Annotated in this window: 12 protein-coding genes; 8 read left to right on the top strand and 4 right to left on the bottom strand. The window is 49.1% G+C overall.

Annotation, left to right across the window (positions count from 1 at the left end):
• Positions 1–128: 128 nt before the first annotated feature.
• The 4 genes from NG792_RS11550 (at position 129) to NG792_RS11535 (ending at position 3,939) form a co-directional block, all read left to right on the top strand.
• Positions 129–1,679: a mercuric reductase gene (locus NG792_RS11550; protein WP_261235528.1), complete on the top strand. Its 1,551-nt coding sequence runs from the start codon at positions 129–131 to the stop codon at positions 1,677–1,679.
• 70 nt (positions 1,680–1,749) lie between these two features.
• Complete coding sequence (gene arsM, locus NG792_RS11545; protein ID WP_261235527.1) at positions 1,750–2,721, top strand: arsenosugar biosynthesis arsenite methyltransferase ArsM; 972 nt, start codon at positions 1,750–1,752, stop codon at positions 2,719–2,721.
• 144 nt (positions 2,722–2,865) lie between these two features.
• On the top strand, positions 2,866–3,480 hold the full coding sequence (locus NG792_RS11540; RefSeq protein ID WP_263012744.1) for a TVP38/TMEM64 family protein: 615 nt from the start codon (positions 2,866–2,868) through the stop codon (positions 3,478–3,480).
• A 216-nt stretch (positions 3,481–3,696) separates the two neighbouring features.
• Positions 3,697–3,939 (top strand): hypothetical protein, encoded by a 243-nt coding sequence (locus NG792_RS11535; protein ID WP_261200400.1) that lies wholly within the window; start codon positions 3,697–3,699, stop codon positions 3,937–3,939.
• A 204-nt stretch (positions 3,940–4,143) separates the two neighbouring features.
• On the opposite strand, the gene NG792_RS11530 is transcribed toward NG792_RS11535, so the two are convergent.
• The 3 genes from NG792_RS11530 to NG792_RS11520 all read right to left on the bottom strand — a co-directional run bounded on the left by NG792_RS11530 (position 4,144) and on the right by NG792_RS11520 (position 10,309).
• A complete protein-coding gene (locus tag NG792_RS11530) occupies positions 4,144–9,315 on the bottom strand; it encodes a putative Ig domain-containing protein (protein WP_261235525.1) in 5,172 nt (1,723 codons plus the stop codon).
• A gap of 562 nt (positions 9,316–9,877) precedes the next feature.
• Entirely contained in the window at positions 9,878–10,072 is a 195-nt protein-coding gene (locus NG792_RS11525) for a response regulator (protein ID WP_261235524.1), read from the bottom strand.
• A gap of 93 nt (positions 10,073–10,165) precedes the next feature.
• Complete coding sequence (locus tag NG792_RS11520; RefSeq protein WP_261235523.1) at positions 10,166–10,309, bottom strand: hypothetical protein; 144 nt, start codon at positions 10,307–10,309, stop codon at positions 10,166–10,168.
• 913 nt (positions 10,310–11,222) lie between these two features.
• Here NG792_RS11520 and NG792_RS11515 point away from each other — a divergent pair.
• The 3 genes from NG792_RS11515 (at position 11,223) to NG792_RS11505 (ending at position 15,320) form a co-directional block, all read left to right on the top strand.
• Positions 11,223–12,248, top strand: coding sequence for a sugar transferase (locus NG792_RS11515; protein WP_261235522.1), 1,026 nt, complete (start codon positions 11,223–11,225; stop codon positions 12,246–12,248).
• Between the two features lie 175 nt (positions 12,249–12,423).
• On the top strand, positions 12,424–12,924 hold the full coding sequence (locus NG792_RS11510; RefSeq protein WP_261200395.1) for an ATP-binding protein: 501 nt from the start codon (positions 12,424–12,426) through the stop codon (positions 12,922–12,924).
• On the top strand, positions 12,924–15,320 hold the full coding sequence (locus NG792_RS11505; protein WP_261235521.1) for a SpoIIE family protein phosphatase: 2,397 nt from the start codon (positions 12,924–12,926) through the stop codon (positions 15,318–15,320). Before NG792_RS11510 ends, NG792_RS11505 begins: the two co-directional genes overlap by 1 nt.
• Positions 15,321–15,662: 342 nt before the next feature.
• On the opposite strand, the gene NG792_RS11500 is transcribed toward NG792_RS11505, so the two are convergent.
• Positions 15,663–15,992 carry an STAS domain-containing protein gene (locus NG792_RS11500; protein WP_207089392.1) on the bottom strand — a complete coding sequence of 110 codons (330 nt, stop codon included), beginning with the start codon at positions 15,990–15,992 and terminating at the stop codon, positions 15,663–15,665.
• A gap of 337 nt (positions 15,993–16,329) precedes the next feature.
• On the opposite strand from NG792_RS11500, the gene NG792_RS11495 reads away from it, so the two are divergent.
• Positions 16,330–17,004, top strand: a complete 675-nt coding sequence (locus NG792_RS11495; RefSeq protein ID WP_261235520.1) for a response regulator transcription factor — start codon at positions 16,330–16,332, stop codon at positions 17,002–17,004.
• The last annotated feature ends 212 nt before the right edge of the window (positions 17,005–17,216 follow it).

Raw genomic sequence — 17,216 nt, 5'->3', positions numbered from 1 at the left:
GGTAGATATTTCAACCCAAACCCCTGGTTTTGGCCCAAATCTGGGGGGGTTAAACCCGATGTTGTTTGCCAAGCCGAGGAAGAATCGTACATCATGGAACTCTTACTCATTTGGGAATCCCAATAACCATGACACCTTCAATTCAACAAGAACCGGCTCTCCAACCCTTGGATGAGTATAATCAATCCTTGATGTCTCATGTTCATCCCCTTGATTGGGTCAATCCTGCCCCTGCTGCGAGGTATGATTTAGTGGTGATTGGCGCGGGAACTGCTGGTTTGGTAGTGGCGGCAGGTGCGGCGGGGTTAGGGTTGGGATTAAAAGTTGCGCTGATTGAAAAAAGTTTGATGGGGGGAGATTGCCTGAATGTCGGTTGTGTCCCTTCCAAATGTCTGATTCGCTCCTCGCGGGTGGTGGCGCAGATGCGGGAGGCGAGGCAGTTTGGCATTCAGTCACCGGATGCTATTGAGGTTGATTTTGCGGCAGTAATGCAGCGGATGCGGCGAATTCGGGCGGAAATTAGCCCTCATGATTCTGCGGAACGGTTTCGGAATTTGGGGATTGATGTGTTTTTAGGACCGGCGGAGTTTGTGGATAGTGGGGCGATCGCCGTTCACGGAAAAACCCTCCTCCGGTTCAAAAAAGCTGTGATTGCCACGGGTGCTCGCGCCACTCGTCCTGAGATTCCCGGATCAGCAGAAGCTGGATATTTAACCAATGAAACCGTCTTTTCCCTCACCGAATGTCCCCCACGATTAGCAGTAATTGGAGGAGGTCCCATCGGGTGTGAACTCGCCCAGGCATTTCAACGCCTGGGTAGTCAAGTAACTTTATTTCATAAGCATGGACATCTCCTCGATCGCGAAGATGCTGATGCGGCAGAAATAGTCCAAAAACAATTATTACAGGACAAGGTGAATTTGGTCCTAGATTGCATTTTGGAAAAAGTGGAAATAATGGATGCCGGTAAAGTCATCCATTACCGTCAAAATGATGTAATCAACACCGTTGTTGTCGATGAAATTCTAGTGGGGGCTGGACGGACTCCAAATGTTGATGGCTTGAATTTAGAAGCTGTTGGGGTTAACTATGATGCCCGTCGCGGTGTGGTTGTCGATGACTATTTGCAAACCACCAATCCGCGCATTTATGCTGCTGGTGACATTTGCATGAATTGGAAATTTACTCATGCAGCGGATGCGGCAGCGCGAATTGTAATTAAAAATACCTTGTTTTCTCCCTTTGGGTTAGGACGAAGCAAACTGACTGATTTAGTAATGCCTTGGGTGACTTATACTGACCCAGAAATTGCTCATGCGGGCTTGTATGAGCGGGAGGCGAAAGAGCGGGGAATTGAAACGAATACGATTACGATTCCCTTAAGCGATGTCGATCGCGCTTTGGCAGATGGAGAAACAGAAGGGTTTGTCAAAATCCTACATAAACGGGGTTCTGACCAGATTTTAGGCGCAACCATAGTGGCGCGTCATGCGGGGGAAATGATTAGTGAAATCACCTTGGCGATCGCCACTAAACAGGGACTCAGTGCCTTATCCGGCGTGATTCATCCCTATCCCACTCAGGCAGAAGCAATTAAAAAAGCCGCTGATGCCTATCGCCGCACCTTACTCACCCCTCGCACGCAATCCTTACTGAAGCTGTTAACCAAATTCAGTTGAACTATCTCCGGCAATCGGCTATTCTTGAATTAATTGCTGAGTTTTTTATTCATTCACTTCGACCTAATTTATGAGCTATTTAGAAACAACTGCCCAATTCTACGCAGAAGCTGCCGAAACCCCTCAAGAGGGACTCTGCTGTGTCAGCAGTCCACCGCTACAATTACCGGGCTTAAAAATTCCCAAAATCATGCAGCAAATGAACTACGGCTGTGGTTCAACGGTTCATCCCACTGAGTTATTTGGAGAACCAACAGTCCTTTATATTGGCGTCGGCGGTGGAATTGAAGCCCTACAATTTGCTTATTTCTGTCGGAAATCGGGAGGCGTGATTGCCGTAGATCCGGTGTCTGAAATGCGGCAAGCGGCGACGCGAAATTTACAGCTTGCAGCAGAGGAAAATGAGTGGTTTAAGCCGGAGTTTGTGCAAATTTTGGACGGCGATGCTTTTGCCTTGCCGATGCCAGATGCTTCCGTGGATGTGGTGGCACAAAACTGTTTATTTAATATCTTTGAACCCGAGGATTTGCAAAAGGCATTATCGGAAGCATATCGAGTATTAAAACCCGGGGGACGATTGATTATGAGTGACCCGATCGCCACCCGTCCCATTCCCCCTCATCTCCAACAGGATGAACGGTTACGCGCCCTCTGTTTATCCGGCGCACTCTCTTACGAAGACTACATTCAGCACTTGATTAGCGTCGGGTTTGGTCAAATTGAAATTCGCGCCCGTCGTCCTTACCGGCTGTTGGATACCCAGAATTATAATCTCGATGAACCCCTCCTCTTAGAAAGTTTAGATTCTGTCTCCTTCAAAGTGCCAATTCCTGATGATGGCGCTTGTGTCTTCACCGGCAAAACAGCCATTTATGCTGGACAAGAGGCGATGTTAGATGATGAGGCAGGACATTTACTGCAAAGAGGAGTTCCAGTGGCAGTCTGTGACAAAACTGCCGCCAATTTAGGAGGCAAATTTTCCTCCAATCTCCTGATCATTACTCAATCTACTTGGTATTACAGTGGCGGCGGATGCTGCTAAAACAAAAGAAAATGCCCCCAAATCGGATATTATCAGTTGAGATGAATTAAGAGGATATCTTGCGTGGGAATCAGTGCAGTCATTTATTTTTTAGTTACCACTCCTGCCCTAGCGGAAAAAGGTGGAAATTCAGCCGGATTCAACCTGCAAGAACTGTTCCTGAATACGTTAGCCTGGATTGAAGGTTTGGGGGTGGTGGGCGGGATTGCGTTTATCGGCATTTATATTGCGGCAACCGTTGCCTTTCTACCGGGGTCGATTTTGACGTTAGGTGCAGGGGTTGTGTTTGGGGTGGTACTCGGTTCGGTGTATGTTTTAATTGGGGCAACTTTGGGGGCGATCACAGCCTTTTTAGTCGGGCGCTATCTGGCAAGAGGGTGGATCAGCCAAAAGATTGAAGGCAATCAAAAATTTGGGGCGATTGATAAAGCGGTTGCCAGAGAAGGGTTAAAAATCGTCCTGCTGACACGTCTTTCCCCAATTTTTCCCTTTAATCTCTTGAATTATGCCTTTGGAATTACTGGAGTTTCTTTGAAAGACTATGCCTTTGGTTCAATTGGCATGATTCCAGGAACAGTAATGTATGTTTATATTGGCTCTTTAGCGGGGGATTTAGCTAGAATTGGCACAGAAAATCAACCGACTAATGCAACTCTTCAATGGGTTATTCGCATCTTAGGGTTACTCGCCACCGTGGCAGTTACGCTCTATGTAACGCGAATCGCTCGCCAAGCCCTAGAGGAAAAAGTGGTGGATTAACAGGTAGTTTTGCCAAATTAGTTTAATAGATTCTATCAAAATTGAGGAGAGGAATAGCTGAAAATTGTTACTATTTTTAGGACATTAAAATGAGATTTAATTAGATTAAATGTGAGATCATCTGGTTTTTAAATTCCTCTGGGGATAGATGACAGGGGGGGTTCAACTAGAGAAACTGAGAGTAAATTCTCAGATAAAATAGAGGGACAGCGTTTTATGAATAATCGACCTAGAAACCCAACCCCCCGCGATCGCCAGGTGGCAGAGGAAGCCATCTCTCACGAAGAGGCCAATTTTCCAGAAACTCCTACGGGACGAAAAGTGGTCAGACAAGCCCAAATGATTGGGGGATTTGTCCTGCTGATTGTCGGGGTACTGTTTGGACTCATGGTGGCTTCTTTCCCTAGGGGAGAGGAACCCACAGCGAATCCCCCTACACCCAATCAAATCACCCCGTAAGAACGATTAAAATTGCTTTATTCAACCCAAATCAACTCCGAGTCGCAATGGCGATCGCCCTCGAAACGGGGAGGAAAGGTGGCGAATGGATACGCGATCGCCCGGAGGTCTGTTTTTTTAAGTCACTTAACATGAAACATCAGCAAATAGGGGGGTTCCGTCTTTAAAGGAACCCCCCCACCCTTAAAACTCAAACTGCGATCGTCACCCTATCAGAGTAATGCCATTTTGAGCGATCGCCTCCTCCACCAACAACTGGGCTTGGCCCGAGGTATAAACATTGTAAGTATCGTTACCGATCACCTCAGTACCCCCAGAAACCCAATTACCCGATGCAGTCACCCTGTTAGTCTCTTCCCCTGTCACAATCACACGATTGCGCCGGTCCGAAACATGGAGAACCTTAAGCTGATCCAGGATCAAGCTATTGTTGCCACCATTGAGATCAATCATTTCAATGTCATTAATCCGATTATCGGGAATCGTCGTCAAATCGAAAGCGAAATTATCCCCATCCAGACGTAGAGTATCCTCTCCACTGCCACCCTCCAGGCGACGGAAGTCACTGGCAGCAATCGTGATCAGATGGTTTCCATCACTGCCAGAGATCACGTCAGCACCCCCAGCACCAATGAGGGTATCGTCCCCTTGTCCGGCGATGATCACATCTGCTCCCGCAGTTCCAGTCAGCAAATCGTTACCCAGTCCCCCATGCTGAGTGACAGCACCCGTGAAATCGCCACCATACATGACATAAGTTTCCCCAGCATTTTCCCGGGTCCCGTTGGGACTATCAGCTTCCGGAGCACCCACAAGCACATCATCGAACCCGTCGCCATTGACATCGCCAGCGCTGACCGATCGCCCAGTCCGATTGTTAGCCTCAATCCCGTAGAGAGTAAACCCATTGATGCCATCTAGCTGGCCCAAATTGAGAGATGGACTAAAGGTAGTTCCTCCAAACAGAACATAACTTTGTCCAGCTTCCGGTTCATTTTCCAAACCCGGAGCTTGGGAAGCGTTAATAATTAGGTCATCATAGCCATCGCCGTTGATATCTCCGGCATTAGAGACCGATCGGCCACTCAAGTCACCGGCATTGATACCCGAGATAGTAAACCCATTGGTTCCATTCAAATCTTCGAGTTCAATCGTATCCGGTAAGTTAGGAGAGCCAAAAATCACATAACTCTCCCCCGCTTCATTATTGGCTCCTTGAGCGCCAATAATCATGTCATCCAAGCCATCGCCGTTGACATCTCCGGCGTTGCTCAGTGCTCTGCCGCTCAAGTCACCGGCCTTGACACCGGAGATGCGTACACCATTCGTGCCATTTATTTCCGCCAGGTCAATCGAGGCGTCAAAGGTGGGACCCCCGTAGACTAGATAAGTTGAGCCAGCGGCCTCACCCTCATCCTCATCAGCTTCAGGAGCGCCAATCAGCAGGTCATTATAACCATCGCCGTTGATATCTCCAGCACTGCGGGGCGATCGGCCACTGCGCTCACCCGCCTGACTGCCGAAAACTGTAAACCCATTCGTCCCATTTAGCTCCAAGTTGGCAAGGTCCATTTGGGCGTCAAAGGTCTCAGGTCCACCAAAAATGACATAAGTTTCTCCCGCATTTGGCCTTTCATTATTAGGCCCATCGGCACTGAACGCCCCAATCAGCAGGTCATCCACACCATCGCCATTCACATCACCCGCATGGACATCCCGGCCACTCTGGTCACCTGCTTCGCGACCATAAATAGTAAACCCATTGCTACCGTCCAGAGTAGCGAGATCGATGGGGCCATCAAACTGATTACCGCCAAAAATGATATAAGTTTCTCCCGCCTCCGGCCTGTCATTATTAGGCCCATCGGCAAAGCGCGAGGCCACCATAATATCGTCAAAGCCGTCACCGTTGAGATCCCCGGCATTGCTGACTGCTCGTCCGATCGCGTCGTCTTTGTCAACACCGTAAATTGCAAAGCCGTTGCTGCCGTCCAGGTCCCGTAAGTCGATTTGCGGGCCGATGTCAGGACCACCGAAGAGAACATAAGCTCGACCCGCGCCAGTTGCTGTGTCGTCAGGGCGAGAGCCAAAGCGCGTCCCAACTAAAATGTCATTAAAGCCATCGCTGTTGATATCCCCAGCAGAAGAGACATTTCTGCCGCTCAAATCACCGGCGTTCTCCCCGTAGATGACCAATCCCCCGTTGCCTAACGTCATCTTGCTTAAGCTAATATCTGGACCAGGAAGGGGCGAAATCGCCTCTGCTAATGCGACCTGTCCGTCGGGTTCCCCTTGGTCAAATGCGGTGACTTGGGCGCGATTGGGAATCGTTCCCCAACGGGAGAGGATACCCGAGATATTCAGGGTCGTAGTTTCTCCCCCTTCTAACCGAGGAATGGTCCAAACATTAGCAGTGGGGTCATAACTGTTCCCTTCCGTCGGCGTGAAGGTAATATCTCTCAGCCAGTTCGGTAACGATTCAGTCACCGTAATTCCTGTAGCGGGCATCCCACCTTGATTCGTTAAGGTGACGCTATAGCTAAGTTCTTCTCCAATCCTCGCCTCTGGAGTGCTCACAGTTTTGGTTAATTCCAAAGTAGCTGGAGGCGGAAACTCTACGGTTGCCACTGCCGGAGGACTCTCGTCCATCCCATCACTAACTACGATTTCGATATCCCGAGGGGTGAGGTCGGGGTTGGGGGCCGTGTTGTTGTAGCGGACCCGTTGTAGCACTCGCTTGTAATTTTCTACATCATCGTCCCCGGTGAGGGTCACCACCCCGTTTTCAACAGTTGCCGTAATATTTGTCCCTTCTGTATCGACGATGAGTTCTTCTGCCTCCCCGTCGATCGGGTTAGCGAGCCGAATGGTGCCACCAGTGAGGATGTTATTGTCGGGATCCGGGTCAGTCACCAGACCATTTTCGGCGATCGTCACTCCCTCCGCTGCCGGATCAAAGGTCACCCTCGTATCCACCCCGGGCTCCTCCGGATTCAGGTTGACCTCTGGCGGAATGTTCTCCCCAATGCCTTCATCCACCCCAAGTGCAAAGGTATCGGTTACCATATTTCCCTGACCATCATTCGCAGTTACAGCAATTTCCAAGTTGCCCACATCTTCGTTCTGCGGTGTTCCACTCAAGGCTCCCGTTAGCGGGTCAAAATTCAGCCACTCCGGTAACGGTGAACCATCGGCCAAAGTTGCCGTGACGGTTAACGGGTCTGCTTCCGAATCCGTAAAAGTATCCTCGGGAAGTACAAACCTAAATTCTTCTTTGGCTGTAGCCGTTTGGTCGGCCAGGGGCTTCAAACTGATGGGCTGATTCTCCCCAATGCCTTCATCCACCCCAAGTGCAAAGGTATCGGTTACCGTATTTCCCTGACCATCATCCGCAGTTACAGCAATTTCCAAGTTGCCCACATCTTCGTTCTGCGGTGTTCCACTCAAGGCTCCCGTTAGCGGGTCAAAATTCAGCCACTCCGGTAACGGTGAACCATCGGCCAAAGTTGCCGTGACGGTTAACGGGTCTGCTTCCGAATCCGTAAAAGTATCCTCGGGAAGTACAAACCTAAATTCTTCTTTGGCTGTAGCCGTTTGGTCTGCCAGGGGCTTCAAACTGATGGGCTGATTCTCCCCAATGCCTTCATCCACCCCAAGTGCAAAGGTATCGGTTACCGTATTTCCCTGACCATCATTCGCAGTTACAGCAATTTCCAAGTTGCCCACATCTTCGTTCTGCGGTGTTCCACTCAAGGCTCCCGTTAGCGGGTCAAAATTCAGCCACTCCGGTAACGGTGAACCATCGGCCAAAGTTGCCGTGACGGTTAACGGGTCTGCTTCCGAATCCGTAAAAGTATCCTCGGGAAGTACGAACCTAAATTCTTCTTTGGCTGTAGCCGTTTGGTCCGCCAGGGGCTTCAAACTGATGGGCTGATTGAGTTCCGGGTCCGGTGTGGGTTCCGGTTCCGGTGTGGGTTCTGGTTCCGGAGCAGGAATTACAGGCACTCGTACTGGGCTCGCCTGTGGCTCAAAGACAATCGTGGGCGGTTCCTCTGTGGGGGTCAGATTCTGGGATATAGGCCCAAAGATAATCCCTGGCGCTCCGCTTTCGATTTGGTCTTGGAGTTCTTGGGGCAGTGGTTCCTCATCCCCGGTCACTTCTGCTGGCATCTCTGGCGATCGCAAGTCTCCATCACCAAGAGTTGCCACGGGAGGAACATCACCATCGCAACCAATGTTAAGGACCACCTCCATTGTGAACCGATTCGGGGTCAGGGTCGTGGCGTCGGTGTTATGAACGATCGCTAAATATTCCCCGGTTGTCCTATCTTGGATGATCGCATGGGGCGCATATTCTCCTTCCCCTTGGAAAATATTAAGATTCTCTAAGGTTTGACCTTGGTCTAATCCAATCAGGTCATACCCATTCCCAAAATCCAGAATATGGTCGGCTTGGGCCAAAATTGGACTGCCGGTGTTAACTCCGAGCGCAAAAATATCGGCACCGCCTCCCCCAATTACAGTATCTGACCCTTTATCCCCATAAATCAGGTCATTGCAGTCCGCGCCATAAATCAGGTCCTCCCCTTGACCGCCGCGCATGATATTGGAACCACTGACGCCGACGAGGGTATCATTCCCTTCATTGCCTTGGAGATAGTCGTTTCCATCCCCCCCGACGATGAAATCGTGACTCTGGGGGTCGCTGATGTCTGGGTTGCCGGTGCCGCCGTAGATGCTGTCATTGCCTTTGTCACCAAAGATGATGTCAGAAGTGACATTGCCAATGACCAGATCGTTACCTTGACCGCCATAAATCACATCCATTCCGATGCCGCCGAAGATGGTGTCATCGCCGACATTCCCTTGCATTAAGTTCTGACCACTGACCCCTAAGAGCAAGTCATTCTTATCCAACAAGACCCGGACGGGATCCGCAGGGCCGCCATAGATTGTATCGTTGCCTAGGTCCCCCAACACCGTATCGTTAGCCCGGTCCCCATGTAACCAATCATTATCTTTGCCACCGTGGATCAGGTCGTCATTTTTTCCCCCGTAAACTGTATCGTTTCCTTCATTGCCGTGGAGATAGTCGTTTCCGGTGTTTCCAAAAACTAAGTCTTGGTCCAGTAAGGGTCCCACTGGCACCGCACTGCCCAAACCGCCAAAGAAGGTGTCGTTGTCTTCATTCCCTAAAAGGGTGTCATTGCCTTGGTCTCCATACAGCCAATCTTCCCCGGAACCGCCATCAATCAGGTCATCGGCTGGAATACCCCGCACGGTATCACTCCCGTCATTGCTGAGAATGTAATCAGGTTCCTCGGAGCCTATAATGACTTCACCGAAGTCGGGGCCAAAAATAATATTTGGACTCATATTTTTATCTAACTTTTATTGACGACAGTAGATTGGTTGAGCGCCTTAAGCCATGCAAAAATCAGCCCTCACCCCTGGGGATAAAAATTGAAAAATTTTAAATTAGCAAAAATGTTGCTATTTTTCTTGGAGGGGATTTAATTAAATTTAATGAGGCTTGTCACGAAGGCGATCTAAGGTTTTCCTGTCTTATTCTGTCGCCAACTATAAGGAAATGTCGAGTAGAAATATTAAATTCTCTCTATGGACATAAATATCTCTAGCTGTAGATAAAACTTAAGGAATACAGGGGAAGAGGTTGGGGCGGATATTAGAAATTCCTTCCGTCATTTGGAGTATTCCTATGGAACCAGTGGGGGATAAAGCGTTGTATTTCTAGGGAACGATCGCCGCGAAATATAGGGGATCGAGGGGTTAGTCAATTTGGAAAGGGGGAATTGCAGACCTAGCACAACTAAGGATGCGCTACATTTGCGATCGCAATTCTGGCTATTTGCAGGGATGATTCATCGAGAACCCCGGACCCGGGCCAGATGTGGCAACAGAAACAACGTCCCTCGGCCTAATTTAAAGTTTTCCTTTTAAAAAGAGGGGTTTTAAATTCTAAAATATCCGGATCATGGGGATGAATGGGATACAGACCCGCTTTAATTCGGGTTAGTAATTCTTCGAGATTCAAGGGTTTAGGTCCAGAATCCTCTGCCCCAGAATTCCAGCCTAAGAGGCGATCGCGGATTTCATCTTTAGGGATGAACATCACAATCGGAACTGGAATGCCGCTGTTGCCCAGAGGTGGTTACAACTCAACAGAAGTCTGAACCCAGGAGTCGGGGCGGTATCCCCTCTCAAATTAATAAGTCCCGTTGAGACTCTCCTGGGATTGGGAGTGTAACAACTTCATCAGCAAGGGCGGTGTAGTGCCAGTATCGGGCAGGGCATTCTGGATGGGAAACAGCACCCCAGACTGGCGATCGCTATATCGAGAAATTTTCATTTTTGTCTTCCCCATACTGTACCCGAGGCCCTACGGCTGCGGGTGCAGCAACCGGGTTCCTGGAGACAAGCGATCGCCATCAGCCGCCAATCGGGCCTGTAAAACCCGGTTTTTTGTCCCTGGGATGGAATCCGGTACTGGCGTCCTAGGCTTGATATCGCCGGGAATTTATGCTATGTAAAAACTACAGACCCATTTCAAGGACCCAATTTGAAAAGAAAGAACGCAGGGTTATTCCCTTGAATTTCCGGTGCATCAAGGGGCCCTGCCAGCCCAAAGTTAAGGACCCCAGTCAGTCGGGTTAATTTATTAATAAGAACTGTAGAGGATTCCCGGGGGGATTAATTACTGAAAAATGCCCTTGAGTTTATCAAAGAAAATGGTAAAATTAATAGATTTTTCAAGTAACCAAAAGTGGCTTAGGATGAACTGGAGCTATCCACAGGAAGGAGTCAGCTATAAATTGATAATATAAAATCCGGGATTAAACTCCGAGGATAACGGATTTCTGAAGCCCCTTCGGTCTAAAAGAAGAAAGGAGGGGGAAGGGATGGAAGTTCAGGGAAAATCGTCCCATTTGGTTGTTGACGGAGGGAGAGGATGAAGATAATTCCCCCTCTATAGCTAGAGGGAAAAACCAGTGGAGGTATATCCAAAGACTGATTTAGAGGCGATCGCCTACCCAACACACCCCAGATGTTGCTACTTTAACAATAAAGATTAAGCTGCGATTCAGACTATCGTAGAGAATCCCATTAAATCCCTAGGGCAAAAAAAACCAGTAGTGGTGGGAACTAAATCTCCCAATTCGGGCATCTAGCCCCTAACTGGAACACCTAGGGATTCCCAAAACCAAAACATCTGGTCAAAAAATAAAAAATTGAGCTGATTGCAACGAAGGGTTATATTTTCTATGGTTAGCCAAACTCCTGAAGCAGATTTTCAAGTTTCATTGAGTGACGATCAAGCAGTGGTGCATCTACCCCCCCGCTTAAGCGTAATAGAGGCAGTATTTTTTAAACAAACCTGTCATGAACTCTGTGAAAGGACCCCATCGCCGGAACATATTATTCTGGATTTTAGTAAGACCACGTTTATAGACAGTAGTGGAGTCGGTGCGTTAGTCCGAGTGCTAAAGACGACGCAGACGGCCTCCATTGATTTAATTTTGCGGAATGTGCAATCCCCCGTGATGTCGGTCCTGTCCTTAACGGCTTTAGACCAAGCGTTGACCTTTGAGGGCAATTCGGGATCGATGACGGGGACCAAGGAGGAACTCGCCTCAAAAGTGAACCGGAAAGGGGACAAGAATGGAGAACTGCCCACCACCCATCCCTCGATGCGTTCCTCGGTGAAGCGATTGATTGATATTGTTGGTGCATTGGTGGGGTTAGGAATTACGGGAGTCGCTTTTATTCCCCTGGCGATCGCCATCAAGACAGATAGTCCGGGACCGATTTTCTTTAGTCAAATCCGGTGTGGTTGGATGGGAAAAAGATTTCGGATTTGGAAATTCCGCTCGATGTGCGAAAATGCAGAAGCAATCAAATCCCAAATCGAAAATCAAGTCGAAGGCCCGCTCTTTAAAAATGAAAAAGACTTCCGGGTGACCCGTATCGGTCAGTTTATGCGCCGAACGAGTTTAGACGAGTTGCCTCAGTTTTGGAACGTCCTCAAAGGAGAGATGAGTCTGGTGGGAACGCGGCCTCCCCTACCGGATGAAGTTGATCGCTATGAAGTCCCGGAATGGCAACGTCTGGATGTTAAACCGGGGATGACGGGAGAATGGCAAGTGCATGGGCGATCGTCTATTCGCACCTTTGAGGATGTAATTCGCTTAGATCTGGAATACCAAAAAAAATGGAGCCTGCTTTATGACCTAAAACTGATTTTGAAAACAATCGGGGTCGTGTTTAACAAAAATAGTGGTGCTTACTAGGTCGTTAAAGGGAGCTGTAGGATAAAGAAAGAAGGAATCTTTTGACGTCTGGGCCTTCTACTTTCATACCGAATCATTTTGGCCGCCGCCAGAACTGATAAACCTTTGATCCCACTTTCACCCCTTGGGTATGGAAGTCACCGCCCAGACGTAAACATTCTTCATCATATAGAAGATGGTGTTACAAAATTTCGGCAGCTGGTGGAAGGGACTCGCTTCCCAGCTAGGAAAACGACAGGCCAAAGAGGAGCGACCGCTGAAGCGATCACGCCTGCAAGTCACAAGCGATCTCTATGCCTTAGCACAAGTGTTGCAATGGTTAGAAGATGAAATCTACTCCCTACTCCCGCGCGATCGCTGGTGGCAGTATCAAACTGCCTTAGCCGAAGGTTTCACGAATGCAGTGCGTCACGCTCACCATGACTTGCCGCCTACAACTGAGATCGAAATTGAAGTCACCGTTTTTCCAAGCTATGTGGAGATCAAAATCTGGGATTACGGCCCCCCCTTCGATTTAGAAGCCAAGCTTAAGTCCCGCTATGAAAACCCGAATGGCAATCCATTGGATGAAGGAGGCCGAGGCTTAATCTTCATGCATCAATTAACCAATGAGCTGCTATACACCCGAATCGGAGACAATCGCAACTGTCTGATCATGCGAAAAAATTTCCGTTGATGAGCAAACTCATTTCCCCGTCCCATCTGCTATTCTCTTCACTCAAGACAGGCGTTCGGAACTTCCTGCGAACTTTAGCCGCCGATCGCATTACCCCCATGATTGTACCCGGACCCGATGATGAACCTGAAAGCCTCGAAGCTCTAAGCCGGTATCAAACCCTTGATGCCGCAACTCAAACTGCTTTACAGGAACTCACGGACCTGATTCCCCAGCTTTTTCAAATGCCGATCGCGGCGATCGCCCTTGGCATCCCGGGTAACTGTTCCATAAAATCCCAAATTGGTGCCACCCCGGATGAACTGGACCTCGCCTGTGCCTGGTCTGTTTATCCCCTACAACAAAAACGGCTGGTGGTTCTCAACTCCCTAAACAAACCCGGCGAATTACTCCCGGATGCTCCCCAAAGCCCCCTCTGCTTTTATGCCGGTGTTCCCCTGATCTCTTCCCAGGGTTACCCCATCGGCACCTTATGCATTATGGATCGCGTACCGCAACACCTGAGCGCGACCCAAAAGCAAACCCTCCAAACCTTAGCCACTCAGGCGATCGCCACCTTAGAACGCCACCTCATCCAACCCCCTCCACCCTATCAACCCCACCTCTTAGATTTTCTCACCCACACTCATGACGCCATCCAAACCCTGCGCTTGAGTGACCAACGGCTGCTTTACGTTAACCCAGTTTGGCTCAAAACTCTGGGCTATTCTCTGGAAGAAATCCCTTCTATGTATTGGTGGGATATTCTCGACGCCAGCTCATTTGAACCCGCCTCAACTATCCTAGAAAAACTCCGTCTGGGGGAATCCCTCAGCGGAATCAACCTCATTTTACTTACCAAAACTGGCGATCGCGTCTGGGTGGAAGCCAACTTCTCCTCGGGTTGGGAACGCAACCAACCGGACCATGCGATCGCGCTGTTGCGCAACGTCACCGGAGAACAACAAGCCCGCCTCAAATACGAGCAACTCTTTGAAAATACCGCCCTGGGACTCTTTCAGCTCACTCTAGAGGGCCATTACTGCCAAATCAACTCCGCCCTCGCCAAAATGTATGGCTATGAGTCCCCCACCCAATTCCTCTCTCGGATCGAACATCCACGCCAACTCTACCTCCACCCCCAGGAATGGGAGGAATGCCTGCATCTTTTAGAAACCCAGGGTCACCTCGTTCATGAGGTGGAAGTCAAACGCTGTGATGGTTCCACCATCTGGGTTTCTGAAAATATCCAACCCTTAATCGACATTAAAGGTCGCACCATTGGCTATGAAGGGTTTGTCCAAGATGTCACCCCCAACAAGCAAGCCGAAGCCACGGTGCAACTCGCGAGGGATCAACTCCAAGCGGTCTTGGATGCAGTTCCCGGTACTGTTTCTCTGATTAGCGCCGATTTTCACTATTTAGGGGTCAATCGCCATCTAGCCGCCACTTACAACTTACCCCTGGCTCAATTTATCGGGCGCGAAGTTGGGTTTCGGCAATCGGTTTTCGGACAATTTGTGCGCGATTTCTTTGCCACCCAATCCCGGGAAGCCTCGATTGAAATTGATTCTGAGGTGAATGGGGTATTCCGCAGCGATTTGGTGATTGCCAAGAAGTGGCTAGAGGACCAAGCGGCGGTTTTTGTAGGCATTGATATTACAGAACGCAAACGGGCAGAAGCGGCCCTGAAAGGAGAATTGGCGGAGGCGGCAGAATATGTGCGATCGCTCCTCCCCCTACCCTTGAGCGAACCTGTTCCCATCGATTCGCGCTTTATTCCCTCTCAACAGTTAGGGGGAGATTGTTTTGATTATTATTGGCTTGATGACGATAATTTAGCCATTTATCTGCTGGATGTTTCGGGACATGGGTCTCGCGCGGCCCTGCTCTCGGTTTCCGTATTAAATTTATTGCGCGCTCGTTTTCTTCCCGGTACTGACTTTTATCAACCCTATCAGGTGCTGACGGCCCTCAATCATGCGATTAAGATGGAGCGTCAGCGGAATATGTATTTTACAATCTGGTATGGCGTCTATAATCAGGTGCAGCGCCAGCTTGTTTATTCCTGTGCCGGACATCCCCCGGCGATTTTGCTCTCCAAAGACTCCACAGTGCAAAAGCTCAGAACCGAAACCTCGGTCCCGATCGGAATGTTTCCTAATATTAAATATGAAAATGCTTCCTGCGAGATTGAGGCGGGGAGTTCGCTTTATATTTTTAGCGATGGGATTTATGAAATTAACGAACCCGATGGGTCGATGTGGAGTCTGGATAACTTTATCGAATTACTAGCCCAATGTCGCAACAGTAATTTGTTTAATCTGGAGCAAGTATTAGGGTTAGTGCGTCAGGTTTCTAAAGCAGATACCTTTCATGATGATGTCTCTTTGTTGCAGGTAAAGTTTGATATGTAGGCGCTTAGGGCTTGCATTCTCCATCGCTCAGGGAACGAAGTCCGGTTCCCTCCCCTTGAGACTGACTCTAATTGGCACATCCCGGAAGAGACTTCTCCCCAAATTCTTCCTTCCCCGTAAATGGCCCTCCCCACCCCACTCTGCCCAGGAACGAGCTTACAGAGGGGTGGTGAGGGAGAAATAGTCCAATACTTTTTTGATGCCTGGATGGGGCCCAAGATGGCTCTTTCTGGATTGAATTGGCCTGGTTATAAAACACTTAGGTTTGAGGGAAAGACTCTCCTGAAGGTTAGGACCCACGAGAGAGGCGATCGCCTTGCGCGGAGGTTTGGGGTTCTGGGTTCAGTCCGGTTTAGAAAGGACGTGTTTTTCAAATTCCTCTCGGTTGGGAAAGACTTTCATGATTTTATCCAATCCAGCCAATTCTAATAGCATTTTGACTTGGGTATTGATGGAACACAAAAAGAGTTTTCCTCCGGCAGCTTGAACGGTTTTAATCGCTGCTACAATTGCTCCTAAACCGGAACTGTCCATGAAACTGACATCTTGAAAATCAATGAGTACAATTTCAGCTCCTTCCGCCAGATAATTGCTAATTTCTCGCTCAAATTGACCCACCTTAGTCCGATCTAAAAGGCCAACGGGTTGGACCACTTTAACCACTGGACTCATCCTTAATTAACCCCTACTTGATTTGACAGGTGTCACGGGCTAGACTTGATTTTTTAATCAAACGACTGGCCTAGAGACGATGGTCTGGTGACATTGACTTGATTTTTATCTTACCCTGCGTGGGTGTGATTGCAGTTTAGCTCATCCCGGATTTCGCCTGCGGGCTTGTTGATCAATCAAATTGAATAGATGAGACTAGGGTCTATAATATACGCAATTGTTCACTCAGGATTGAGGAATAGGGAAGGGGTCGATCCGACCCGCGATCGCCTTGAGGACACACAGCCCCTCAAAACCCCCTAAAATTTAAAGTCTAAAATCCAATAGGCGATAATCCATGACGGCGAATATCCTTGTGGTTGAAGATGAAGTCAAACTCGCTCAATTTATTGAACTAGAACTCAAGTATGAAGGCTATCAGGCGATTGTGGTTCGGGATGGGGTCGCCGGATTGAGAGCTATCCAAGAGTTGAGTCCCGATCTGGTCCTTCTGGATGGGATGTTGCCGGGACTCTCGGGTTTGGAAGTCTGCCGCCGTTTGCGAACCAGTGGCAATATGGTCCCGGTGATTGTCTTGACGGCGCGGGATGAAGTGAGCGATCGCGCCGCCGGATTGGATGCGGGTGCAGATGATTATCTGGTGAAACCCTTTAGTTCCGAGGACTTGATTTCCCGCGTGAAGGCGCATCTGCGAAGTCCTATTGAAGTAGACCCGGATTTGTTACCTTTTGCGGACTTAAGCTTGAACCGGCGCACCCGGGAAGTGCGGCGAGGCGATCGCACCATTGAACTGACGGCAAAAGAGTTTGACTTACTGGAATATTTGATCTCCCATCCCCGACAAGTGGTCAAGCGTGAGCAAATTCTGGAAAACGTCTGGGGTTATGATTTTATGGGAGATTCCAACATTATTGAGGTCTACATTCGTTACCTCCGTCTCAAGCTAGAAGCACAGGGGGAAAAACGACTGATTCAGACGGTGCGTGGGGTCGGGTACGTTCTGCGGGATTAAATCCGACGTCGCTTCACTGCGCCCTGGGGTGACGTCCAATTTCGGTGCAACTCAAGGGTTGCACTTTTTTAATGCCACCTGTAACGACCTCAGGGAAGGCAGGATGGCAACGTGCGATCGCCCACCTTGAGGTTTTTCAAAACAAAACTTCTCCCCTTTTTCCCCTCCGGACAATCCGCTGCTCTCTCCTTCTTGGGGTCATGACTCTTTTC

The organism is Laspinema olomoucense D3b (assembly GCF_025370785.1).
In the GTDB taxonomy this organism is placed as follows: Bacteria; Cyanobacteriota; Cyanobacteriia; order Cyanobacteriales; family Laspinemataceae; genus Laspinema; species Laspinema olomoucense.
Note: the sequence above shows the minus strand (reverse complement) of the source record. Positions and strands in the feature narration are given on the sequence as shown.